The organism is Lysinibacillus sp. NPDC093688 (assembly GCF_050280145.1).
In the GTDB taxonomy this organism is placed as follows: Bacteria; Bacillota; Bacilli; order Bacillales_A; family Planococcaceae; genus Lysinibacillus; species Lysinibacillus xylanilyticus_B.
Genome location: NZ_JBNNUX010000016.1, coordinates 36,572 through 58,869, shown reverse-complemented (window position 1 = coordinate 58,869; position 22,298 = coordinate 36,572). Strand labels below are relative to the sequence as shown.

The window sequence follows — 22,298 nt, the reverse complement described above, 5'->3', positions numbered from 1 at the left end:
GCCTCAGTGTCGTTACACTCTACAGCTTTGTATTCGCCATTCTATTTAATTCCGTTTTATTGAGGAGGTTTTACATGAAAAATAAGAAAATTAATCTCGCTGTTGTATTAATTATTTTTTTAGGAATTAGCTATTATTTTGTTGCTATTTCTAAATATGAGCTATCGGAAAAATATAGTAATTTCCCTGTTCCTATAAGTGCCCAACTAACACAGGAAAATGAGTATAACTCTGTATATGAGTGGTCAAAGTCTTCTGATGAAAATGGTATTCCAATTAGTTATAGTCTTATCATATGGGTAAATGGTTGGGAAAAGGTAGTTAGAGAAGGTACTTTAACTATCTATGAGAAGGATGGATTTCAGATCCATTTATCAAGTGAGCGTGATGAGATTATTATAGGAAGATGAGAGGGATTCAGAAAAAAGAGAACCCCAAAAAGTACCACAAATCATATTTCATGCACTTGCAGAAGTGGAGGTCTGACAAGTAATTGTTTCTTCCTTTAGTATTTATAAAACCTTAAACATTAGGGAAAAATCGACCGACATGCCCGGCCAATATTTCTTTGTAGTACCAGTATTCACATGAATTATTTACCAATAGTTAATGCTGGATAAAATATGTATAATAAGGATGCTTTTAATATCAATTAATAGAATAATAATGAAAGATTGGAATGAATGAAGTATGGGTAAAATGAAAAGGTTAGTAGTTTGTTGTTTATTAATAGTAATAGCAACATTCCACTTCGGTACAGGGAATAGCACTGTATATGCAAGTGAAAATAATTATGGGATTTATAATGGTAAAGTGGTAAACGGAAGACTTTACGCACCTATTCGAGCTGTTGGTGAAAAGATACAAGCAGAAGTAAGTTGGGATAAGGCAACAAAAACAGCCACTTTAATCAAAGACAAGAAAGTGATCAAACTGACACTTGGCTCTAAGATACTAAAAGTCAATAATGAGCAACTTCAAATGGATGTATCGTTACTTTTAGAAAATGGAAGCATTTTTTTACCGATAAGATATATCGGTGATGCATTAGGGGGTAGCACATACTGGGATAAAAGTGAACGGTTGGCCAACTTATATTCAGACCCGTATGGGGTTTATGGGGTTACTGTTTATGCTCAACCCCTGCTCTATAAGGACGGCTATAAGCTGCTTGATGAAGCCATTAATAGAGTAAAAAAAATAGCGAATGTCGCTCAAAAAAGACAATATTTAAAGCCTTATTTCACGGATGAAATGATTAATCTCATAATTATGAGGAACTTAAACTTTACGGATATGTCCGAAGATGAAGGTTATTATTCTTATCCAAAAGACACGAATATGAGTATCAGTCGTGAGGTTTCTGCACCTGGAAAGTTTGGACGTTTGATACAACATGCTTTACTTACAAAGAGAAATAATCAATGGGTAGTGGGTTCTCTTACAGAAGATTTTTATGAATATATGCCATAGAATTTTGTTTACTTACAAAGCTTTTATCTTAGGACCCTGACTGTCGTTTTTGAGACAGAATGAATACAACTTTTAAAGCCAGTCGTCGATATTTAGCAGGCGACTGGTTTTGTTTGAAACGGATATTGTTATAATAAGACGATTCGTTTACACATTACACATTACACATGCATTTGTTGTGCTGTGTATCAGGTCGAGGTCGAATGTTTCTGACTCTAGCGAGTAGTGAAACATTTCGAACGGGGAATTATCAGCGGGCGTGCCTTTACGAGATATGCTCAGGGGTAGTTCCTTTTTCTTTTACTCTTTTTGATAGTCATACGTATTATTTCGGTAATCCCTTTTTTGCTCACTTCTTCTTTTGCAAAGATCAGATTTTGTAAAATGCTCAAACACTATTGCGCGTTGCAGAGTACGAGAAAAAGCTGTTAAAAGTTCAGAATCTTATGGATCGAGTTACTGGAAACAGAGAAATGCAACTTGTGTAAGAAATGAGCTAACTCTACAATTAATAAATTAACCATGCGGTGCCTTTCACCTAGCACGGGCAGGTTTTTTATCATTTAACTAGAATAATATCCCTTTCTTTGGAAAGTTTACTGTATAATAAGACGGATAATTTAAGCAGGGAGTGGGATCGAGAAATGTTGTTTTTACTTATACTAATAATTTTAATAGCATTATTGTTTAAGTGGTTAAGAATGATCGCTTTAAATAGTGATATTCAAGTTGAACAAAATAAAAAAATTATTGAGCTATTAACAAAGAACAATATAGATCAAGAGGAACTAAAGAAAAACGAATAATACATAGTAGTTAAACTTATTTAATTTTTAAACACCTTCCTAGGTGTTTTTTTGCTTTGAATACTGCATCAAACAGCCAAAACACTTTGTTTGTGCTGAGAGGGCAGAGTTTGATGTGGTTTGAGAGTGAACTGTGTGAAAAATTGTTCCGATTCGAATGTATCGTCGAGCAGATGATGGGGTAATTGATAAGGGGCTTAATTACCCCTTTTTATACATCGATGGTTTCGATGTAAAACTCAGTTACCTCAGTTTTTTCAGCATTTGTTTTAGCTTCGCAAAAAAGTACTATTGGACTTTCTTCATCGTCAAACCATAAAAACCTTATTTCTGTACCAAAACCACTATTATCATTATATTCGTATACATCTATGTCCATTTCTTCATCACTAGGTGGTAATGTAAGAATACCTTGCATTTGAATAACTTCTTTTAAAAGCTCCTCAGTTTCATCGTTAATTTTATTCTCTTCTTTAAGTTTATTGTAACGAAGGTTTACTAGATCAACGAGTGTTTCTTTAGTTAATTGCACTATTTTTTCTTCCAATGACATTGATGATCGTCTCCTAAACTATGAAATATTTAACTAATCTCATATTATCATTAAAGATCTATATATTACTACAGTTGCCATACTTTCAACATTAGGTGATAAGGAAGTAAGAGATGTAAATGAGGCCTGTATTGTTAGAAAAAGACACATAAAGCGTAATTAAAAAGTCTCTGTGTGCTTTAAAAGACATAACAGATAAATTTCTATCTTTCCATTTTACGAATATATGCTAGTTGTCCAATATGGTATGCATTATGAGTTGCGGCATTAGATATTATTGCCCACCATTCAGCCTTCACGGGATATCCATTTACAATAGATAAAAGCTGCTCTTCTTCAATGAGCTCTTGCCATTGAAGTAGTATTTTTAACAACTTTTCTTTTAATTCAAAGAAGGTACCCCCATCTCTAACAAGAAAAGTGTCAGCATTATTGGTTTTTGAACTGGCATTAACTTGATTTTTCTTATACCATAATTGCCACGTTTCATTCCAATAAATTAGATGTTGGACAATTTCAGCAATACTATGACTTGAATCATCAGGTTTCCAAAATGCTTCTGCTTCAGACAGTCCATCAACAGCTTCATAGAATGAGATATACCAACTACGATCATTAGCATTAGCAAGAAGTTGATCTAACAATATGGTCTTAGCATCAATCATTCACTTTTCATCTCCTTATTTATTCTTCCTTGAAAAGTATATCATTTGATGAACAGTTTGATGATCGTGTCAGAAAGATTTTGGTAGTGAATGGATCCAAAAAACCTTCTTAGGATCCAATGAAATGTTCGGAAATATGAAAAAGCCGCAGCGTTTGCAGACGCTACAGCAAACTAATGAACAATATGAGGAAAGTAACTACAAAAGGGTCACCTGGCTATGGGCGACCCTTAAATCTGAAATGTTAATACTCTCTACGCATGAAAGTAGCGCCGACAATAATTAGAAGTATAAATAGAACAACAATTAAGGCAAATGCAGAACCATTACGATTTCCGCCACCGTAATAGCAGCCTTCATTTATGCCGCCAACATTTCCACCATAGTATCCCATAAAACACACCTCCTTTTTATAATATATAATATGTTAGCTGTAGAGAAGGAGTGGGGTGTTAAACTATTCAGCTATAGGCATTAAAAAATATATTTTTATGAGATAAGACAATAAAAAAAGGGTCACTTAGGATAGGAGTGACCCTTAGTAACAAAAATCGGAGGGGTAAGGCTAAATTAGCTTTACATTACTATTAATATGACGTGGTAGCTATGTTTGTATAGTTAATTGCCTGAGAAATAGATTTAATAATAAAAAAAGCTGCAACGGTCAACCAACGCCACAGCTCTTTATAAGTGCATGCGAAGACACTCAATATTAATGTTTGCAAATGGATGTTACCTATACATAAAAAAAGCCGCAGCGTCGTCACACGCTACAGCTAAGAATTGGTTTATGCCCTTTGACGGTGCTTACAACATTATTATACCACACCGTAGGAGGGCAAACCTATGAATCAAGGGCAAATTAAAGTAACTAAAGAGAATTTACTTCAGTGGATTGAGAATTATCGTTGGATGGTTGAAACAATTGAGGAAGCAAGGCAACCAGTAGCAAATGCCGATAACAATAGCTACATAGGAGCTAAAACAGTTATGTATGGTATTGAAGCGACATTACCAAAAGCATCTGGAGGGACAAGCGATCCAATGTTTACAGAAGTACAACGTCGTGTATATTCGCTAAATTATCGAATTAAGGAATATGAGCAAAAGATTATTGAAGTACAAAAACGGATACAACTAGTAGAAGGTGATAGAGAACTCGAGGTATTACACAGACTCTTAAATGGTGATAGTATGAGAGCGATAGGGAAGCACATGAAACTTTCTAGTACAACGATATTTAGAGTGAGAAATAATATTTTGAGTCAGATGATGAAGTAGCCGAAAGGCTGCTTCTTTTTAGGCTGTTTTCTTTTTTTGACCAAGGAAATTTATAGGTGATTGTAGAATATTTCTTATGTACAAAATTTGATAGGAGTGACTACGATTGCGTTTCGAAAATGATGAAATATATCCTCATTGTCCATTTATTAGCAGAACGGTGGAAGTTGGCGGACATACTAAATCGCAGCTTATCCTGAAATTGCAACAATACTCTATCTTGATGAATGAGTATGGAGAGAGGCTATTTGCTGATGATAAATTTATAACTTCGGATACAATGTACAGCCTACAGACCGTTGAACTAACTGTTGGAGACCTTGGCTTTCCTGAAGTAGCTAATACGGCTCGAAATTAACTCTGTTTTTTGTTGTCCTTTAAGATTTAGTTTAGTAAAAATCTTTAATAAAACAGCCAAATTAAAAGATTTTATACGAGTTTATATGGAATAAAGATAAACATATAATAAATTTGTTTTTAAGTAATCATCATACTTGTTTGAGCCATTAATTTTCACCTCACAAAAATCAAAAATGCAAAAACCCCGCCAAATCAATATTTTTACGCTATAATGTAGGACGAGGTGAAGAAAATGTTTGTAAGTGAGAAACAAATCGAAATTCGATATGCTGAGACTGACCAAATGGGCGTAGTGTATCATGCGAACTACATCATTAGGTTGGAGATGAGAGAAAACCATTGATACATAGGGGTTGAGCAGGGCACAGAAAAGTCTGTACCCCAATTTGTACCCCAATTCCATCTAAATATGGCTTTTTTCTCGTTATCCACCTGTTGCGAACTGATTCATTAATTCAATTGATTTAATTTCATCTTTTTCAAATGAGTGGACATATTCTTTTAGAATAGTATTTGGATCATCACCTAATACCTTTGCAACTGTTACAAGTGTTTCTCCGCGCGAAAGTAAAATAGACGCTACTGTATGTCTTAATCCATGAGGAGAAATTCTTCGCAATTCGTATTTTTTACAAATCATATCGATTGCGTCCTCGACATAAGTTAATCCAATCGGACGGCAGCCCTGACGGGAAATAAATACATAGTCCGAATCATCGTGTTTCAAGCTTCGTTCCCATTTCTTTTTAATACACCACGCTTTATACTTCTTTAATTGGACATATAATTCATCATTCATACTAATTTTTCGATAACCGTTATCACTTTTCGGTGGTCCAAGACCTGTACGTGTTCGTGCTTTATTAATGTTTATGACCTTGTTTTTAAAGTCAAGATCATTCCATGTTAACCCCATCATTTCTCCTTTACGCATCCCACTCATTGCTAAAGTCAAAATAGACGAATAACGAGTAGTAGGGTCATTTTCTTTAACACATATTAAAAATTCCTCTAACTCTTCTTCAGTATAATAGTTTTCTTTATCACTGGTTGGAGCGGCGCTAAAATCCATTTTTTTAAAACGGTCACGAATAAGAATATCTTCTTCGACTGCATAGGAAACAGCTGATTTAAAGACACGAAATACTCCTTGAACAGTGGGCCGCATTAATCCATAAGAGACCAACGTATCAATTAGTTCACGTTGAAGAGTCATTTTTGTAAGCTTTTGAAGCTTGTAATGGCCTATAAGTGGTTTAATATGATTTTTATAAGACTCCTGGTAATGCACATAGGTACCAGGACGCCACACTTTTTTCTTCATTTCAAACCATATTTCCATCCATTGAGCCACAGTCAAATTAGCACTTTCTACAAATCTATCATTTCCATCAAGAACATTAGCTTTTACCTCAATTAATGCTCGTTCAGCAGCTTGCTCATTGTCAAAACCTAACATTGTTTTTTCCTTACGTTTCCCAAAACGATCATAATACTTGTAACGAAAAGAAAATTTCTTTTTGTTATTTGTATCTTTGTACCAGTAAATACAATCCTTTTTTGTTTTGATCATTTTATATCGTGCCATAGGATTACCTCCATAATTTACACGGGCAAGTGAAATCAGTAATGGGTAATCAGTTTTGTTCACTCCTCTCTATGTCCGTTCTCCCTGAGTGTATCAATCATCTCACATTCAATAGACTCATATTATGCCATTTTTGCATAATTAGTTTATTGTAATATTGTGTTAATCGTTTCAAAGCAAACTCGTACTCAACATTAAATAACTCCTGAAGTTTCAACACCGTATTGGCTGTGCAATCACATAGTTTTAATTCATCTAACATAAAGGTAGGCATACAAGCGTGATACATAAAACTATTGGCTTTACGTTCTTGATATTCACGAAAGAGGGGAGACATATCGAATTGATCCCCAGTATGTAATAATACATGTGCTAACTCATGGCAAAATTCTTGCCATCGTTGCTGCTGGCTAAGTGTTTCATCTAAGAAAATAAAAGGTTTTTCGTTAGCAAATAATGCTTGGCTGTAATCTGGCCAATAAAAAATTTTAATCCCTATATTTATAGAAATTTTTCTATAGTCAAGAAGACTAGGGGAGAGTATTCCCATTTGGGTGTAAAAATCCTTAATGTAGTCTTCTAGATGACTGTAAAAATACATAATAACACCTCTCTTAGGAATGTATGTTCCCTTTTTGTTGAAAGATAAACCCCCACATTTTTGAAGTGGGGACGTTATTAATCCGGGATGCATATAATTATTGGCTTAATGGTCCGGTATTAAGAGGTGTTTATTATAGTAATCAATTGTCTAAAAGGGGAACAGGATAGCTCTCCAAAAAACTAAATTATCTATTTTTTGATATTGTAAAATATGCTATAATTGGAATCAAATGGATGGAATGGAGGTTTTTTTATGAAGAAGATAGGATTCTTAGTAGGTGTTTTGATTCTAACTTTATTTATTCTCTCTACCAATTTATTAACAGTGGCAGAAGCAAGTAATGAATTCTCTAGTACTATGACTCATCAGGACAACCAAATAAGTGAGTCTGATGCAAAAAATGCATTACAAAATTTTATCAAAATGAAGGACTTTCAACATGGTGAGGTCATATTAACCGAAAAATTATATGACGTAGATGATTCACTTCTAGCATACTTTTTCACAATTGAAGATACTAAAGGGTATTATATTGTAGCAGCAGTAGACACATTAAATCCAATTATGGAGTATGGTGTGAATGCAACTTATCCAGTTACTTTTGATCAAAAAGGGGAAAAGAAAGCGTATTATCTAGGTATAAACAATATACTTTTTGCATACAATGCAGAAGAAATTCACAGTAAATTTATTACTGACAACAAAAGAGATTTACAAACAAGTATTGTTGAAGAAGAAAAACTAAAAGAATTAGAAAATGGAAAAATTGAAGAAAAGAAGAGTCTTGAAAATAAGAGGGAATCTTTGAACAATTCCTTAACAATTATAGATCCTATTATTGAGGATGATATTATTAACTTAGAAAATGAAATTAATCAAATTGACATTAGTATTGAAGAGCATCAAAATCTTCAAATGGAATTACAAAATAATACACTAGAGCCATTTGCAAAACAATCAAAAAGAAGTTCATTATGGGATGAATTGTTGACCCCTGCAGATTCAACTATGACTTCTCCAAGTTTAACTGCTTCATCAATTACAAGTGCATATTTTTCTGTTCCTAGATGGTGGCAACATACGTCAGGGGTAGTAGAACCAAAATCAGCATGTGGTCCAACTTCCGCTGCTATGGTGATTAATTATTATCATGATATTCGTGGTTTTACTAATATGCGAGATGATTCTTATTACGGTTCTCAAGCTACTACAATTAACCATATGAGATATGATATGAAAAGTAATCTATGGGGAGTTTTAGGTGCAACTTTAAATGATTGGGCAAACGGTGTAACGACTCATATTAAAGAGACAGCTACCTCTAACTGGTATGCGGTACAAGTCGTCAATCCTTCTTCAAGCTCCTATTCTAATAGTTTGAAATATAGAAGTGCAATTGAGAGCAAACATCCAGTAGCTATAAGGTTTAAATATAAAGTAGAAAATAATCTGGGACTTAAATATCATTTCGTAGTTGGTAATGGATGGTACTTAACTGGTTCAAATTACGATAATTTGATGATTGAATTTGAAGATCCTGATGGTGATGCTCGAGCTATTGACTGGAGTAACTTTGTAAAAGATTTTGATTTTGCATATATGCAATATTAGCAAAATAAAAGCCCTTATTCGTTTATAAGGGCTTTTACTGTTTATATTTATTTTAATTATATACTTTTATAAAAAATTAAAGTTGCAAAGCTTATCTAATCTTTTAATTAAGTTTGAAAATTTATAACAAAGTTCGATAATTTTAAATAAAGATTGATTAAAATCATCTCTCCCGCCTTTAGGTTTTAGTTGAAAGATGTTCTTTATTGGATATTTATGTTAATATCACTGTAAAGTTTGTGAAGAAATGTACTTAAACTAACGGTGCAGGTTCGTTAGACAGGAATTGGGTATATCCGGTAAAATTAATACAAGAAATTGAAATGTAATGGATGATAAAGTGGAAAAAGAGTTTTTACTTTTTTGACCAATCAAAAATTTAGGGGTGATTAGTGTTGACACTTAAATGGTTGTGGATATTGGTTATTGCGTTTTGCGTACTAGAATGGATTTCAATCCCATTCATAAGTGCATTTACAGGAAAACTGTATCAATTAGTTGATGGTGTATTAATAATTACTTGTATTATTTATCCATTATTTTTCTTGACTTCTCTTTTATTATTACAAAAGGGGAATAAAAAAATTGGTGCAGTAATTTTGCTTATTCCACTAATTGTGTACGCCCCTGTGTTAATAAGTCTTCAAACGTTGGTTAAATAATGTATTACTAATGGAGCTAACGGGGTGCTTTTGTGCAACGAGGGTTTCAAAAATAATCGAACTTTTTTATAAAAAAATTAATCTATCACATTAAATAAGAGCGTGTTTTGAACAATCATTTTTTCAAAACATGCTCTTTAGTTTTGTTCTCATTTCAAGGTTGATATCGTTAATTTAATCAAACTTTATTACAAATTAAGCAAATTTTGAAGTGTATACACTGTTTCAATCGCCTAAATAAAAAACCAAGACAATTTAACCAGTCTTTTGAAGAACGGTGATTTATTCTATATATTGAATCTCGTCGTTTTCCGACGTTGCCTTCCATATTCTTTTCCTTTGTTAGTTGAAAAATTTGACTACCATTTTCTTCGATAGAAGGAGTAACAATCAAATTATTTGAAGGCTCAATAATAGATTACAGAAGTTCCATTCGTTCAAAGAGCGGTTGTCTCACGAAAGAGGGGGATGAATAGAATTGATTCCCGATAAGTAGTAGCACATGAGGCAACTCATTGCAGAAAATATATATTGAAAAATAATGAAATGAAACGTTTGTTCTTGTGGTATGATAAATAAAATGATATATATCATTTTATGTTAATACTAATTGGAAAGGGGGAGTACTTTAATGAAAACAATGCCTGTAATAATTCTTTTATTTGTTTTAACAATTGGTGGAATTATTGGTTACTACTTTTCCGATAAAGGGAGTTTTTGGGCCAATAGTGCAACTATTATTGGTTGGGTGTTATTTTTAATACAAACTATAATTAGTATGGTTCCACAAGTAAAAATGTTTTTTACAAGGTCATTTGTCTTCTTCGATAATCCTTCCACTAATTGGGCAATATCTGTAACACATAATTTTGAAGATGGAAAATTGGTCAGTGTAGATGAGGTTTTTACTGGGATCGAAAAGTACCTAAGTCAATTTGAAGATTTTAAAATAGAGAAAAAGGGACCGAATAGAGCACTTTATACAATTAGAGGTTATATGGTTAGAGTGAGTTTGCAAGAGGATTATGAAAACTTAACTGTTGATATCGGAGATAAAGATATCTCGTATAGAGACTCCTTAGGGATGTTGGAAAAGTTAGCCACACCTTTAGAAAAACTTCAACAGTTAGTTAAATCAGATTCTCAAGAGTATTATATTAGCATGAAATTTAAAAGAAAAAATCCATTTATAGGGGTTTTAATTAACAATACTAATGAAACGGATATAAAAAGTTTTAGAGTGACTGTAAAACATCCAAAGGGTAATATTGACATTTATAATAATAGTATAGAATTGTATGCTTCTAGTATTGGTGATATTAGTAAGCTTTCTAAAACTTATCTCCATGTCTCTAAAGGAAAGTAGAGACATGGAATTTTTTTATTTTAATAAGTCTTCATGTATGCGATAGACAAAATCAAGTTCATGACGAAGTGTTTCTAATTTACTATATAAAATAATAGAGCCTTTGTGTGAAATCCCTACTGAATATTCTTTTTGATCACTCGAATTAACATATTTAATAATGATTAATGAGAGTTCACCTTTGGAAGAAGCTTCTATGTACTCAGGACTTTTATGCACATTTACACCAAATAAGCCTGCTGCGTTTAGATGTCTACCTTTTAAACCAGCAATCCATGCACCAGAAATTTCATCTACCTTACTCATAATATTTTCATATTTAATTTCAACAGGATCTAAATCAAACACCTGTGTTCTATTTAACTCTCTTATAAAGGAAAGAGCTATGTCTGACTTTGTTTGTATTATACATAATTGGTCTGTTTGACTATAATACAATTTAAATTCAGTAGGCTCTAAGTAAGAGTGGAAAGTAAGACCATATACTTTTCCTAAAGTATTTCTTTTTACATCAAAATTACATTCGAATACCTTATAGTGGTTTAAGACTACGTCAGATGTAGGTGTTATTTTAAGTTGAATTTCACCTGTTTCAGGTGGTAATTCATTTATATCCCTTGAAATTATGTTTTCTTTAGTTAGTTTCTCCTCAAATAATGATATTTGATTTGATCTATAGTAACCATTATTTTCGAATTTCCCTACTTTACAAAACGTAAAAGATTTAACCATTGATTTTGACCTCCAACATAGATAAGACGATAGGTTGAGTGAATCTATTGGTGTATTTTCTTTATGAGTCGTCTGTCATCTAGCAATATATTGCTCTAGATAATTTTTAAGATTCTGTACAAACCTTGTAGATAAATAGTGAATTTTCTTGTTGTGTAAATTCAATAATGATTATTAATTCAAAATTGTAGTATCTTTAAGTCATTTACTTTTATAGTTATATTTAACTTGAGAAAATATAACTAGATTAATAACAAAAAAATATAGTATCCATGACAGTATATATTTTACATACAAGGATTTATTTAAAGGACATGCTTTGAACATGTCCTTTATCTACAACATATTATTATGTTACTTTTAATGCAATTTTTAAAATCATTTTTTTGTAAATGATTTAATCATTGTCATTTTTAATAATTTCCCACATCTTACGTAACTTCTGTAAATCCTCTTCACGACTCTTAGGTAATTCTTTGTACCATTTTTGTAGGGAAGGATCATTGGCGAATGCTTGGAATTCTGCTTCGTCTTTTTCTGCTTGTGTTTGTGGTCGCAATTCTTTAGTGCGACCCAAGAGGTAGTCGGTTGTTACATCGAAAAAATCAGCAAACATTTGAAGAGTCTCAAAATCGGGTTGACGTGTACCTTGTTCATAGTTAGCAATCTTTCCTCTTGAAAAATTCATCTTTTCAGCTAATTCATATTGACTTAACTTTTTTTCTTTTCTTAATTTAGCTAGATTTTCTCCGAACATAGCACTCACCTCATTAATTATATTATAAGTGTAGAAACTCATTGTTTCCATGTTTAATAATTGTTAGAAACAAAAAGTTTCTAAAAAGAGTTGATAGAAACGTATAGTGTCTAATATGATGTGTATGTAGAAACAAAATGTTTCTTTCGGTGGAGGTGAGAAAATGAAGATCACTTTAATGAATAGAGAAGCATTAATAAAACTTCGAGGTGAAAAAGCTAGGTCTGATGTGGCTTTTGATTTAAAAATTACTCCTCAGATGCTAGGCGCAATTGAAAGAGGTGATAGAACACCATCATTATACTTAGCAAAGAGAATAGCCGATTACTATGGGACTACAATTGATGAAATTTTTTTTAAACACAAAGGACACAAAATGTGTCTTTAGAGAGAAGTAAATATGATTTGGAGGTTATAACATGAATCAATTAAGAATCATCGTCCATGATAACCATCGTGTATTAACAACAACTCAATTAGCTGAAAGTTTTGAAACGACATCTGACAGAATCAGCTATAACTTCAATTACAACAGAGATCGGTACAAACTGGGTAAACATTTTATTGCTTTAGAAGGTGAAGAAAAATGCGAATTTTTACACCGTCTTGATATTCACGATGGTTCTAAAAATGCTAAAACGCTTTATCTTTGGACTGAAAAAGGAGCATGGTTACATGCTAAATCACTTAACACAGACAGTGCTTGGGATGCTTACGAACTTTTAGTAGACGAGTACTACAACGTAAAAGAAAAAGTTGTAGCTTTATCAAAAGATCAAGCACTAGTAACAGTCTTACGTACAACAGCAGATCTAGTAGAAGATACTCAAGCAATAAAAGAAGAACAACATGAAATCCGCAAGGAACTTTCAAAAATTAATGAAAAAGTAGAAGAACAAATAACACTAGCATCAGGTGAGCAAAGAGCTGTACAAAAGGCTGTTGGTTCTAAAATTTATCAAGTTGAAGAAGATACAAAATTACGCTCTAAGTTGTTCCGAGAATTATATCGTGAAATTAAAGATCGTTTTGCTGTAGCAAGTTACAAAGATTTACGACGTCAAGATTTACAACTAGCACTACGTTATATCGATTCTTGGATTCCTCGAAAAGTTTCATAAATAGGAGGGATAGAATGATTCAATCTTCACCAAGTGAAAGTATGGTCATTAAAACTTTATTTGAAATGTCAGGAATCACAAAAGAAAAAATCACGTCCGAACTGCGCGAACTCATTAGCGAAACAGCTAGACCTGAAATTTTATTTTGGGATATCGATGACATTATGAGAGCAACAACTTTTAAGAAAACGTTCCTAGAAGAACATATCTTATGTGATCCACGTATCAAGCAATATGAGAGACAACGTGGATTTAAAGGAAAAAGAGTCTGGTTATATGAACCTACAGCAAAAACTATTAAAAACATCATTATGAATGAATGGAATTAATCAAAAGCACGGGCAGGTGCAATTAGGAGAGGCCAGGGCAAATGGCCTCAAGTCAAACAACCAATCTAGTAAGAGGTTGGGGCAAATCAACCTCTTATCTCAATATTAAAGCTAACTTAATAGAGAAACAATGCAACGCATGCATAGTATGCGCAAACTGCATAAAAAGGGTGGAAAAATATGAATTCAGATGTTGGAGGCCTAATCAGAAAGTGCCGAAAGAAGGCGAAACTTTCGCAAGAGGTGTTTGCAGATTTAATGCACACGACACAATCAACGATTAGCCGTATAGAACAAAACCTCATTTCATGTGAGGCAACATTCTTAGCTAAAGCAGCAGCAATAACAAATTCACAAGATGTTGTTATAGCAGCGTTATTTAGTGCTGATGCAGCAATTCAATTTTTACAAACAGTACCAATGTTTATAGGAGGAATGTTTAAGTGGATGTTATGAAAATAATCAAGCACCGTAAGGCGATCTACGGAGCTATCGGTGCATTGGAAGTGAATGTGGTTATTGAAGATTATGAAGTAGCCATAGAAAGGGCATACGACATTATTCGTAGTTTAGAAGCATTACAGGCAAGTCAGAAAATTGATTACGTGAAAGTGGATAAGATCATTAAAGGCTTGAAACAGTTGGAGGTGCCAAATGTTCAAGTTTAAAAAATGGGACAAGTTTTCGTTACAAGAACGCTTGGTTTTAGTGGGTAAGTGGTGGTTCAGATGCTGAAGAGGTTAGTTAATTATCTTTATATGCCAGATGATGGGCGAGATCAAAAACATAAGGAGTTTTGTGTGATGTGTGGGCTGATCATCATAGCAATTGGTGTACCAGCAATTATTGCTTTTTGGCAATAAAAAAGCTGCTTAATCGCGGGAACGATTAAACACCAATGACAACTTATACAAGTTAATTATAACACAAATAAGACGGTGAAATTAAAAAGGACTACTGTTCCAGCAGCAGTCCTTAAAAAGAAAACTTGTAAAAAATAGTTACTTAATATTTTACGTCACTGTCCTAAAAAAATCAACTAGGAGGGAAGAGATGATTTTTTCCGAGAGTAATTCTAATATTTCAGCAGCACTTGCTAAAGCTTGGTCTGCTATTCAAACACCAAAACACAATGCAACGGTTAATGTAAAGACAAAAAGAGGAAGTACTTACACGTTTGAATATACCGATTTAAACGGAATACTCGATGCTGTAAGGCCTATTTTTATCAACAATAATTTATCAATCATGCAGAATAGTTATTCGACTGTGGAAGGTAATTTAACAATGGCTTGTGTAGAAACTATCTTTTTACATGAGTCAGGTGAGTATGTGAAATCTTATCCTCTCAAATTCCCTGCAGCACAAAGTATGCAGGATTTTGGAGGTCAAATCACATACATGAAGCGATATAGTCTAGCAGCTATGCTAGGTATTGCAACAGAAAAAGATGACGACGCAAACGGGGCTAGCGGTAATGACTATCAATATATGGATCAGCAACAGCAACAAAATAGTTATCCTAAACAAACACAATCAACTCATCAGGGAAATCAAGATCAGGAACGTAAACTAGTTAATCAAGAACAATATAACCATCTTATAAAAGTGGTTAACGAAGTAGCCAATACTTTTAATGCAGATGGAATGGCCTTTTTCAATGGGGCACTTCAACAATGTAGGATACCTGACAAACATCCAAAGTATTTAACTGATAGAGAAGCGGCAATGGTTATTAACTATGTATTAAACCTTAAACCGCCACAAGCACAATGAGATATGTGCCACATAGGGTCCTTTTACCACAATCGATTTTTGATCAGTCTCAGGGAGACAAAGATGAATTAATACGTTTAGTGGTGCAATACATGCAACGTTACCAAAACTATAGAACTATTGAAATACGTGGTGGTTTCGCAATATGTGAGCGTAAGGACGACATTTTATAGGAGGGCAAACCTAATGTTTACAACAGGTAATACTACAGTAGATGCAATCGGTCAAATGCATTTGGAAGGTAATGTGATACCGCATACATGGTATGAAAATATTCGACTAGAAAGCACTGGAAAGCCAGATTTAATTGCGATTACTTTGCTAAGCGAAATTGTTTATTGGTACCGTCCTTCTTATGTAAAAGAAGAGGCGTCAGGTCGACTAATAGGAATTAAAAAGAAGTTTAAAGCGGATGCTCTACAACGTTCTTATGACAGCTTTGTCGATCAATTTGGTTTTAGTAAAAAACAAGTAAGAGTAGCAATGGATCGTTTAGAAAAACTAGCTGTTATAAGACGTGAGTTCCGTACAGTCCAAACAAATGGAACATCTTTATCAAATGTTTTATTTATTGATCTAAACATAGGTCTTTTGGAGGGTATTACCTTTATGGGCAATAGGGTGTTACCTATAAAGGAAACAGGGTCTTACCCTCAAGGGGAACAGGGTGTTACCCTCCAGGGTGAGAGGGTATTGCCCATAAGGGAAACACCTCCTACCCGTAAGGGCAATACGTATACAGAGATTACTACAGAGATTACAAATACAAAGATTACTACAGAAAATAATAATAATGATGATGATGATCAAAGGGTGCCTGCTTGCTCAGCGTCAAAACCTTCAACTCCACTAAAACAAAATGCATTTGCATTTTACGAGCAAAATCATTTTGGTGCATTAGGTTCTCTCGTAATAAACAAAATTGACAATTGGATTAATGACTTGTCAGAGCCGATAGTTATATACGCAATGGAGAAAGCGGTTATGAACGGTAAAACTACTTGGGGTTACGTAGAGACTATTTTACAAGATTGGTGGCATAAAAAGTTGTTCACTCTTGAAGCAATCGAAGCAGAAGATTTGCGTTGGAAGAATCAACGTATAAAAGCAGCTCAACAACAAAATAGAACTCAAAAGACTTATCAGAAACCTAGACGCGAAGAGGTTGTACCTGAATGGTTTAAAAACAGAAATAATGAATCTTCTCAAAAGCCTATAGAACCATCGGAGCCTACAGAACCAGTAGACTTCGAAGCAGAGCGACATAAAATATTAGCCAAGCTAGATAGGGGGCATAAGCAGTATGAAAAGACACAAAAAAATTCGTGACTATCTGATTAAGATTCTTCAAGCAAACGGTCAATCAGTGAGCAATCTAACCGATAGAGCTTTGATAAAAGCCGTTACAAAGCATTAGGAGGTGACATGACAAATTGTCTTTAAATAAGTCATGGAATGCAATTGGTAATGAATTTGTGAAATGTCCGGTCGATAATTGTGGTCATATTGGTACCATCATCACTAAAACTCACTGTAAATTAGTGCACAATATGACGCGTGATGAAGTACGTAAACGATATGGAATGCCTAAGAGAGTTACTAAAGTAAAGGGGAGTGTATCAATGGGTGATATGGATTTAATTAAAACTGCTGCTAATATGAATGACCAACAATTAGCAATTGCACGACAAGCACTCTATGGTGAAGATCATGACTAATGAGGAAATATCAGATCGTATAAACCAACTCATAAGTGAGTACCTTTTTCCGCTTCAAGTCCTCCAAGACGTACAGAAGCGATTAAGCGATAGCAAATGCCCTCACTACGCCCTGCAACAGCTTAGGTACCTTGAAAATAACATACAAGCAGGAATTGCAACCCAAAGGGAGGTTTTAAAATGATTAATCGTACCGTATTAGTTGGGCGTCTTACAAAAGATCCAGAACTTAGATATACCCCAAATGGTATTGCCTCATGCCGTTTCATATTGGCAGTCAATCGTACGTTTACTAACGAGCAAGGGGAACGCGATGCTGATTTCATCTCTTGTGTTGCTTGGCGTAAGCAAGCTGAAAATCTAGCAAACTATCAACGGAAAGGAAATTTACTAGGGATTGAAGGCCGTATTCAAACCGGGAGCTACGAGGGTCAAGATGGTAAGCGTGTTTACACTACCGATGTGGTAGCGGATAGCATTCAGTTTTTAGAACCACGGACCAACACAGGAGGTAAACCGAACACTCCTCAATATCAGGAGCAGCAAAATCCATATCAGCAAAATCAACCGCCCCAGCCCCAATACGGAGGTCAAGCTTTTGGAAACAATCAACCAGCATATGGGGGTGGTCAACAGCAGCAACAATTTGGTGGAGCTATGCCTGGCCAAAATTCATTTGGGAACAATTCTTATCAACAAAATCAACTACCAATGAATCAGCCGAACTATACACGGGTGGATGAAGATCCATTTGCAAAAAGCAGAGGACCGATAGAAGTTTCAGAAGATTATTTACCGTTCTGATGAGAGGAGATATATCGGTGCTGAAAGTAATTAGTAAACCAGCAAAGGGGTTTATGATGTACTGAAGGAGCGGGCTGAATGATTAGTTGTAAAAGATGTGGTCGTAAATTACGGTCACAAAAATCAATTGATGATGGTATCGACCAAATAATGCGCCAGTGGGTTCATATAAAACGAAATATTTCGATATTATTGCTCCTTTTGAGACGGTCGAAGCGGTAGAGATACCAGTAAAGAAAATTGAAGTAGAACCTGAAATAAAAGAATTACCTCGGGATCAGTGGAAACAGATGGATTTATTTGGTTTTTGATAGATTTTGTTAGGAGGATATCTGATGAAGCAGCTAAGTCTATTTCGTGAAATCATTGTAGACAATTTTGCAGGAGATGTTTATCATCGACGTTCGAAATGCAAAGTAAATAACAGATTACAACTCATTAAACTTGAAGACTAAAAGGAGGAACAACAAATTGAAATTCTTTGATTTTTACATCCATATATCGCATTAATTAAAGCCGAAAACGAGGAACAAGCAAAGAAAAAATATGTAGAATTGGTTGCTGATGACGAGGGTGATTTGGAATTTTGATGGAAACGATAGAGATCATGCCATCGTTAAGTTTTGCCAAACAAAAGGTGAGGGTGGGAGTTGATTCCTGCTAATGATATCTTAGAACAATTGCAGAGTGACCATCCCGAATTGTTGATAATTGACGGAAACTTAATTTAACTAAACACACTGCTGGTAGAACGGCGATAGGTTGTTTTATCAGCAGGCTTCTAACAGGAGGTAAAACAACGTAGAGCAAGGCTAAAGCAAGACTTATAGGCAACTACGGAGCATTGGGAAAGAGCTTGAGCAGATTTGTAATTTGCGTAGGTGGGTTAAGTAATATTTGAAAAATTGTTTGATGAGTCGAGGACTTGAAAATTATTTGAATAATGGATAAAGAACTTATTTGTATTGAAGAATTAAAGGGAGGATTTTCCTCCCTCCCTTAATATGCCTTACTTATAAAATCTTGCATCAAATAGACCAACGGTAGCATCATTTCCAGTACGTTCTTTTTTAATTAGTTTAAAGCCAATTTTATTGGCACCTTTAAGTTTTAATTCGATATTCTTTGGCATTTCACCAGCAGAAATTGTATAGGTTTCTTGTAATTTCTCATCAAGATAGACTTCCAATTTTAATTCTGCAGATATATTTTTACTTTCTTCAGTCAATCCAAAAGTAGTTTTAAAAGTGTTGTATTGACCATTTAAAGGAAATTCAAGCAATGACCATTGATCACCCCTATAATTATCTGAAATTGTAATGTAGTTGCTATAATCATTTCCAATATTATCAGAAATTGTTTTTTGGTTAAATGAATAACTATATAAATCGCTAAAACCTACTTCGCTTTGGAAGTTCATATAATCTAGATCTCTTCCAGGGTAAAAAGCGGATTTTTCGCTTGTTTTACCTATATTTATTGTTTGATTAGCGCTATCCCATTCCACTGGAGATCCAAGTTGCTCACTAATGAAGCGTAAAGGAACATAAGTAGTACCATTGTATGTAAAAGGTTTGTTTTCTGGCATCTTAGATACCTGGTTAATCTTGATATCTTTGACATTATAGAAAACTTCGAGTGTTTTACTATTAGAACTAGCATAAACACCCGCACTACCTAATAGGAGCGCACCTGCAACTGAAAATCCGATTAATTTTTTTTTCATAAATTTTATTCCTCCATAAATCTAATTGAATGAGACATATTGCTCAAGTGTAATGGTTCTTTGTTCGTTGTTTATTAATAAAATCAAAGATCCTTTTTACTCATATTATTATAATGTATTGGACAATTTTAGCAAGTTTAATATTATTTTAAAAAATAAGGAAGGTATATGTGTTCACTTTGTTTATATGTATTAGCTTTGTTTAATCGAATGAACCATTAAAGAAAGTAAAAAAATCGCAGCGTTTGCAGACGCTACAGCTTCAGTACGAAACTATTTGAATTTTTAAGGTTTAGCAACTTTGATTGAAGCTACTTCTCCAAAATAGAGCGATTAAAACATCTCTCTAATAAACTCAGAATATCCTAAATTCATTGGCACAGCCCAAATGTAAAAACCAACTAGAGTCACGCAGACTAAAAGGTATTTATAAATTTTGTCGGGTAGTAGTTTTTCGAAGATTAACGAAAAAACAACGATACATCCAATTTCAACAACCATAAGTATTATTACTGGCAGTATAATAAATTGCACACTTAATCCACCAGATGCAAAAGCCTTTAATAAATCCATACAATTACCTCATTTTATATTATATGTAAATTGTGACATAGAAAAAGCCGCAGCGTTTGCAGACGCTACATCAGACTGATGAACAATTTGAAGATTAAACGAAAATAGAGCGATTAAAACATAGCTCTAAAAAATTCATAAAACCCCATATCCATTGGAATAGCCCAAATAAAGAAACCTAGTAGTGCAATTGGGCCCATCAAGAAATTATAAACCTTAGTTGGCAATATTTTTCCGAATAAAGCTCTATAAATTGCTACACAAATCACCATTACAACAGGTAGTAATAACATAGGTGGAATGAAATAAAGCAGACTTGCACCAATGGTTAAACCTGAAAATATGTCCATTGAATTACCTCGTATATGTATTTTTTGTAAAATGTAACATAAAAAAGGTGTAGCGTCGTTACACGCTACAGCTAAGAATTGGTTAATGCCCTTTGAGGTTATCAAAAGTATTATATCACACCGTAGGAGGGCAAACCTATGAAACAAGGGCAAAACAAGGTAACGAAAGAAAATTTACTGCAGTGGATTGAAGACTATAGCTGGATGATTGAATCAATCAAAGAAGAACGGCAGCCAGTAGCGAAGGTAGATAACAACAGCTACATCGGTGCAAAAACAGCTATATATGGGATTGAAGCAACACTACCAAAGGCAAGTGGTGGTACGAGTGATCCAGTATTTATTGAGGTGCAGCGACGAGTGTATTCAAGTCACAAACGCATTCGTGAATATGAAATTAAGGTTGTTGAGGTGCAAAAGCGTATTCCATTAGTGCAAGGAGACAGGGAAATTGAGGTGCTGCATAGGCTTCTTAATGGGAATAGCATGAGAGCAATTGGTAAGCACATGAAGCTTTCTAGTACAACGATATTTAGAATTAAGATTAATATTATAGAACAAATGCTAAAAAAGTACGTTTTATAAGTATATTATGCTATTTTATTAGTCTTTGATATCGATATAAATGTTTTTGTGAAATTTAACAAGATAAAAATATGTATATTTAACTAAGTTGTAGGTATTAATAACCTAAAATTGTAAAAAAAGAAGGTTTTTTGTTAAAAAGATGGAATTATATTGTTGTACCGGTGCATAAAATAATCGAAAGGGGTATGTGGAATGAAGAAAATTTGTTTAGCTTTGTTATGTACTATTTTAGTATTACCATTGTTTTTATTCAACCAAACAGTTGCTTTAGGTGCGCAAGGGGATATCGAAACTTTAAACTCTACTCCTCCATTTGACACAAATGTAGTTTTGGAAACTAAAGAAGTCGATGGGAAAGTTGTAACTATTTACGAAGATCTACCTGATACATTTTCTGTAAATGCAAATCAAGAAACAGGTGAGCAAAGTATTTCTCCATTATGTGCTACTTGTAATCAAAAAGTCTATACAAAGGTAAATACATGGACTGAATCATCTGATTATAACTTTGGATGGCATCCTGGCTTCAGTGGTTATAACCGTGCAAGTGGTTATTGGTTTAGTACATCTAGTGTATCATTTTCAGTATCTGTATCATATGGACCACTGTCAGTAAGTATTGCTGATGCTGGAGGCAACGGTTATTATATTTCTGCAGATTATAGTCAATGGAGTAGACCAGCAGTATTCGGAAAGTATATTGTTACAAAATATAAAGTAGATGAATATAATCCTGCAGGGATTTTTCTGAAAACGTATTATGAAAATTATCCAAGTGCACAAAGTACCTATGTGAAAATTTTATACAAATAAATAAAAAGATGGAGGGTTTACCCTTCATCTTTTTTTGAAGGG

At 33.9% G+C, this 22,298-nt stretch carries 30 protein-coding genes and 1 pseudogene; 21 read left to right on the top strand and 10 right to left on the bottom strand.

The annotated features are described in order from the left end of the window. The first annotated feature begins 74 nt into the window (after positions 1-74). Together ACQKN2_RS13955 and ACQKN2_RS13950 are read left to right on the top strand one after the other, a co-directional pair. Entirely contained in the window at positions 75-410 is a 336-nt protein-coding gene (locus ACQKN2_RS13955; protein WP_427415476.1) for a hypothetical protein, read from the top strand. Between the two features lie 280 nt (positions 411-690). After that, the gene (locus ACQKN2_RS13950) at positions 691-1,473 is read left to right on the top strand and encodes a copper amine oxidase N-terminal domain-containing protein (protein ID WP_427415475.1); all 783 of its coding nucleotides are present in this window, start codon (positions 691-693) and stop codon (positions 1,471-1,473) included. Positions 1,474-2,490: 1,017 nt separating this feature from the next. Here the strand turns inward: ACQKN2_RS13950 and ACQKN2_RS13945 are convergent. From ACQKN2_RS13945 to ACQKN2_RS13935, 3 genes are all read right to left on the bottom strand, one after another. Then, on the bottom strand, positions 2,491-2,832 hold the full coding sequence (locus ACQKN2_RS13945) for a DUF7668 domain-containing protein (protein WP_427415474.1): 342 nt from the start codon (positions 2,830-2,832) through the stop codon (positions 2,491-2,493). A gap of 203 nt (positions 2,833-3,035) precedes the next feature. Further along, entirely contained in the window at positions 3,036-3,497 is a 462-nt protein-coding gene (locus ACQKN2_RS13940; RefSeq protein WP_427415473.1) for a DinB family protein, read from the bottom strand. A 244-nt stretch (positions 3,498-3,741) separates the two neighbouring features. Further along, the gene (locus ACQKN2_RS13935) at positions 3,742-3,891 is read right to left on the bottom strand and encodes a YjcZ family sporulation protein (protein ID WP_427415472.1); all 150 of its coding nucleotides are present in this window, start codon (positions 3,889-3,891) and stop codon (positions 3,742-3,744) included. A gap of 452 nt (positions 3,892-4,343) precedes the next feature. Here ACQKN2_RS13935 and ACQKN2_RS13930 point away from each other — a divergent pair, with 452 nt between their 5' ends. Together ACQKN2_RS13930 and ACQKN2_RS13925 are read left to right on the top strand one after the other, a co-directional pair. Next, a complete protein-coding gene (locus ACQKN2_RS13930) occupies positions 4,344-4,778 on the top strand; it encodes a hypothetical protein (RefSeq protein WP_427415471.1) in 435 nt (144 codons plus the stop codon). A gap of 106 nt (positions 4,779-4,884) precedes the next feature. Continuing rightward, positions 4,885-5,130 (top strand): annotated as a pseudogene (locus tag ACQKN2_RS13925) (helicase); the annotation flags it as partial. A gap of 432 nt (positions 5,131-5,562) precedes the next feature. Here the strand turns inward: ACQKN2_RS13925 and ACQKN2_RS13920 are convergent. Beyond that, the gene (locus tag ACQKN2_RS13920) at positions 5,563-6,726 is read right to left on the bottom strand and encodes a tyrosine-type recombinase/integrase (RefSeq protein ID WP_427415470.1); all 1,164 of its coding nucleotides are present in this window, start codon (positions 6,724-6,726) and stop codon (positions 5,563-5,565) included. A 97-nt stretch (positions 6,727-6,823) separates the two neighbouring features. Continuing rightward, complete coding sequence (locus ACQKN2_RS13915; RefSeq protein ID WP_427415469.1) at positions 6,824-7,327, bottom strand: ImmA/IrrE family metallo-endopeptidase; 504 nt, start codon at positions 7,325-7,327, stop codon at positions 6,824-6,826. 255 nt (positions 7,328-7,582) lie between these two features. Between ACQKN2_RS13915 and ACQKN2_RS13910 the strand changes: the two genes are divergently transcribed. The 3 genes from ACQKN2_RS13910 (at position 7,583) to ACQKN2_RS13900 (ending at position 10,969) form a co-directional block, all read left to right on the top strand. Continuing rightward, complete coding sequence (locus ACQKN2_RS13910; protein WP_427415468.1) at positions 7,583-8,941, top strand: C39 family peptidase; 1,359 nt, start codon at positions 7,583-7,585, stop codon at positions 8,939-8,941. Between the two features lie 395 nt (positions 8,942-9,336). After that, positions 9,337-9,603, top strand: a complete 267-nt coding sequence (locus ACQKN2_RS13905; protein ID WP_427415467.1) for a hypothetical protein — start codon at positions 9,337-9,339, stop codon at positions 9,601-9,603. Between the two features lie 631 nt (positions 9,604-10,234). Beyond that, entirely contained in the window at positions 10,235-10,969 is a 735-nt protein-coding gene (locus ACQKN2_RS13900; protein ID WP_427415466.1) for a hypothetical protein, read from the top strand. A 15-nt stretch (positions 10,970-10,984) separates the two neighbouring features. Here ACQKN2_RS13900 and ACQKN2_RS13895 read toward each other — a convergent pair whose 3' ends face one another. Together ACQKN2_RS13895 and ACQKN2_RS13890 are read right to left on the bottom strand one after the other, a co-directional pair. Further along, positions 10,985-11,701 carry a hypothetical protein gene (locus tag ACQKN2_RS13895; RefSeq protein WP_427415465.1) on the bottom strand — a complete coding sequence of 239 codons (717 nt, stop codon included), beginning with the start codon at positions 11,699-11,701 and terminating at the stop codon, positions 10,985-10,987. A gap of 397 nt (positions 11,702-12,098) precedes the next feature. Then, entirely contained in the window at positions 12,099-12,458 is a 360-nt protein-coding gene (locus tag ACQKN2_RS13890; RefSeq protein ID WP_427415464.1) for a helix-turn-helix domain-containing protein, read from the bottom strand. Positions 12,459-12,621: 163 nt separating this feature from the next. Here ACQKN2_RS13890 and ACQKN2_RS13885 point away from each other — a divergent pair, with 163 nt between their 5' ends. The 12 genes from ACQKN2_RS13885 (at position 12,622) to ACQKN2_RS13830 (ending at position 18,517) form a co-directional block, all read left to right on the top strand. Then, complete coding sequence (locus ACQKN2_RS13885; protein WP_427415463.1) at positions 12,622-12,846, top strand: helix-turn-helix transcriptional regulator; 225 nt, start codon at positions 12,622-12,624, stop codon at positions 12,844-12,846. Positions 12,847-12,877: 31 nt separating this feature from the next. After that, complete coding sequence (locus ACQKN2_RS13880; protein WP_427415462.1) at positions 12,878-13,579, top strand: ORF6N domain-containing protein; 702 nt, start codon at positions 12,878-12,880, stop codon at positions 13,577-13,579. Between the two features lie 14 nt (positions 13,580-13,593). Further along, positions 13,594-13,908, top strand: coding sequence for a hypothetical protein (locus ACQKN2_RS13875; RefSeq protein WP_427415461.1), 315 nt, complete (start codon positions 13,594-13,596; stop codon positions 13,906-13,908). A 180-nt stretch (positions 13,909-14,088) separates the two neighbouring features. Continuing rightward, complete coding sequence (locus ACQKN2_RS13870; RefSeq protein WP_427415460.1) at positions 14,089-14,364, top strand: helix-turn-helix domain-containing protein; 276 nt, start codon at positions 14,089-14,091, stop codon at positions 14,362-14,364. Beyond that, positions 14,361-14,576, top strand: a complete 216-nt coding sequence (locus tag ACQKN2_RS13865) for a hypothetical protein (RefSeq protein WP_427415459.1) — start codon at positions 14,361-14,363, stop codon at positions 14,574-14,576. The genes ACQKN2_RS13870 and ACQKN2_RS13865 overlap by 4 nt, the downstream gene beginning before the upstream one ends. A 60-nt stretch (positions 14,577-14,636) precedes the next feature. After that, positions 14,637-14,771 carry a hypothetical protein gene (locus ACQKN2_RS13860; protein WP_427415458.1) on the top strand — a complete coding sequence of 45 codons (135 nt, stop codon included), beginning with the start codon at positions 14,637-14,639 and terminating at the stop codon, positions 14,769-14,771. Between the two features lie 190 nt (positions 14,772-14,961). Further along, on the top strand, positions 14,962-15,684 hold the full coding sequence (locus ACQKN2_RS13855; RefSeq protein ID WP_427415457.1) for an ERF family protein: 723 nt from the start codon (positions 14,962-14,964) through the stop codon (positions 15,682-15,684). 186 nt (positions 15,685-15,870) lie between these two features. Next, the gene (locus tag ACQKN2_RS13850; protein ID WP_427415456.1) at positions 15,871-17,013 is read left to right on the top strand and encodes a DnaD domain-containing protein; all 1,143 of its coding nucleotides are present in this window, start codon (positions 15,871-15,873) and stop codon (positions 17,011-17,013) included. 104 nt (positions 17,014-17,117) lie between these two features. Further along, positions 17,118-17,402 (top strand): hypothetical protein, encoded by a 285-nt coding sequence (locus tag ACQKN2_RS13845; RefSeq protein WP_427415455.1) that lies wholly within the window; start codon positions 17,118-17,120, stop codon positions 17,400-17,402. Further along, positions 17,383-17,586 carry a DUF6877 family protein gene (locus ACQKN2_RS13840; protein ID WP_427415454.1) on the top strand — a complete coding sequence of 68 codons (204 nt, stop codon included), beginning with the start codon at positions 17,383-17,385 and terminating at the stop codon, positions 17,584-17,586. The genes ACQKN2_RS13845 and ACQKN2_RS13840 overlap by 20 nt, the downstream gene beginning before the upstream one ends. Next, positions 17,583-18,206, top strand: coding sequence for a single-stranded DNA-binding protein (ssb, locus tag ACQKN2_RS13835; RefSeq protein ID WP_427415453.1), 624 nt, complete (start codon positions 17,583-17,585; stop codon positions 18,204-18,206). The genes ACQKN2_RS13840 and ssb overlap by 4 nt, the downstream gene beginning before the upstream one ends. A gap of 158 nt (positions 18,207-18,364) precedes the next feature. Next, a complete protein-coding gene (locus tag ACQKN2_RS13830) occupies positions 18,365-18,517 on the top strand; it encodes a hypothetical protein (RefSeq protein WP_427415452.1) in 153 nt (50 codons plus the stop codon). 698 nt (positions 18,518-19,215) lie between these two features. On the opposite strand, the gene ACQKN2_RS13825 is transcribed toward ACQKN2_RS13830, so the two are convergent. The 3 genes from ACQKN2_RS13825 to ACQKN2_RS13815 all read right to left on the bottom strand — a co-directional run bounded on the left by ACQKN2_RS13825 (position 19,216) and on the right by ACQKN2_RS13815 (position 20,855). Beyond that, the gene (locus tag ACQKN2_RS13825) at positions 19,216-19,932 is read right to left on the bottom strand and encodes a stalk domain-containing protein (protein WP_427415451.1); all 717 of its coding nucleotides are present in this window, start codon (positions 19,930-19,932) and stop codon (positions 19,216-19,218) included. Between the two features lie 333 nt (positions 19,933-20,265). After that, positions 20,266-20,505 (bottom strand): hypothetical protein, encoded by a 240-nt coding sequence (locus tag ACQKN2_RS13820; RefSeq protein WP_427415450.1) that lies wholly within the window; start codon positions 20,503-20,505, stop codon positions 20,266-20,268. A gap of 113 nt (positions 20,506-20,618) precedes the next feature. Next, complete coding sequence (locus tag ACQKN2_RS13815; RefSeq protein ID WP_427415449.1) at positions 20,619-20,855, bottom strand: hypothetical protein; 237 nt, start codon at positions 20,853-20,855, stop codon at positions 20,619-20,621. 138 nt (positions 20,856-20,993) lie between these two features. On the opposite strand from ACQKN2_RS13815, the gene ACQKN2_RS13810 reads away from it, so the two are divergent. Both ACQKN2_RS13810 and ACQKN2_RS13805 read left to right on the top strand, forming a co-directional pair. Next, positions 20,994-21,440, top strand: a complete 447-nt coding sequence (locus ACQKN2_RS13810) for a hypothetical protein (protein WP_427415448.1) — start codon at positions 20,994-20,996, stop codon at positions 21,438-21,440. Positions 21,441-21,635: 195 nt separating this feature from the next. Next, positions 21,636-22,256 (top strand): hypothetical protein, encoded by a 621-nt coding sequence (locus tag ACQKN2_RS13805; protein WP_427415447.1) that lies wholly within the window; start codon positions 21,636-21,638, stop codon positions 22,254-22,256. Positions 22,257-22,298 lie beyond the last annotated feature (42 nt).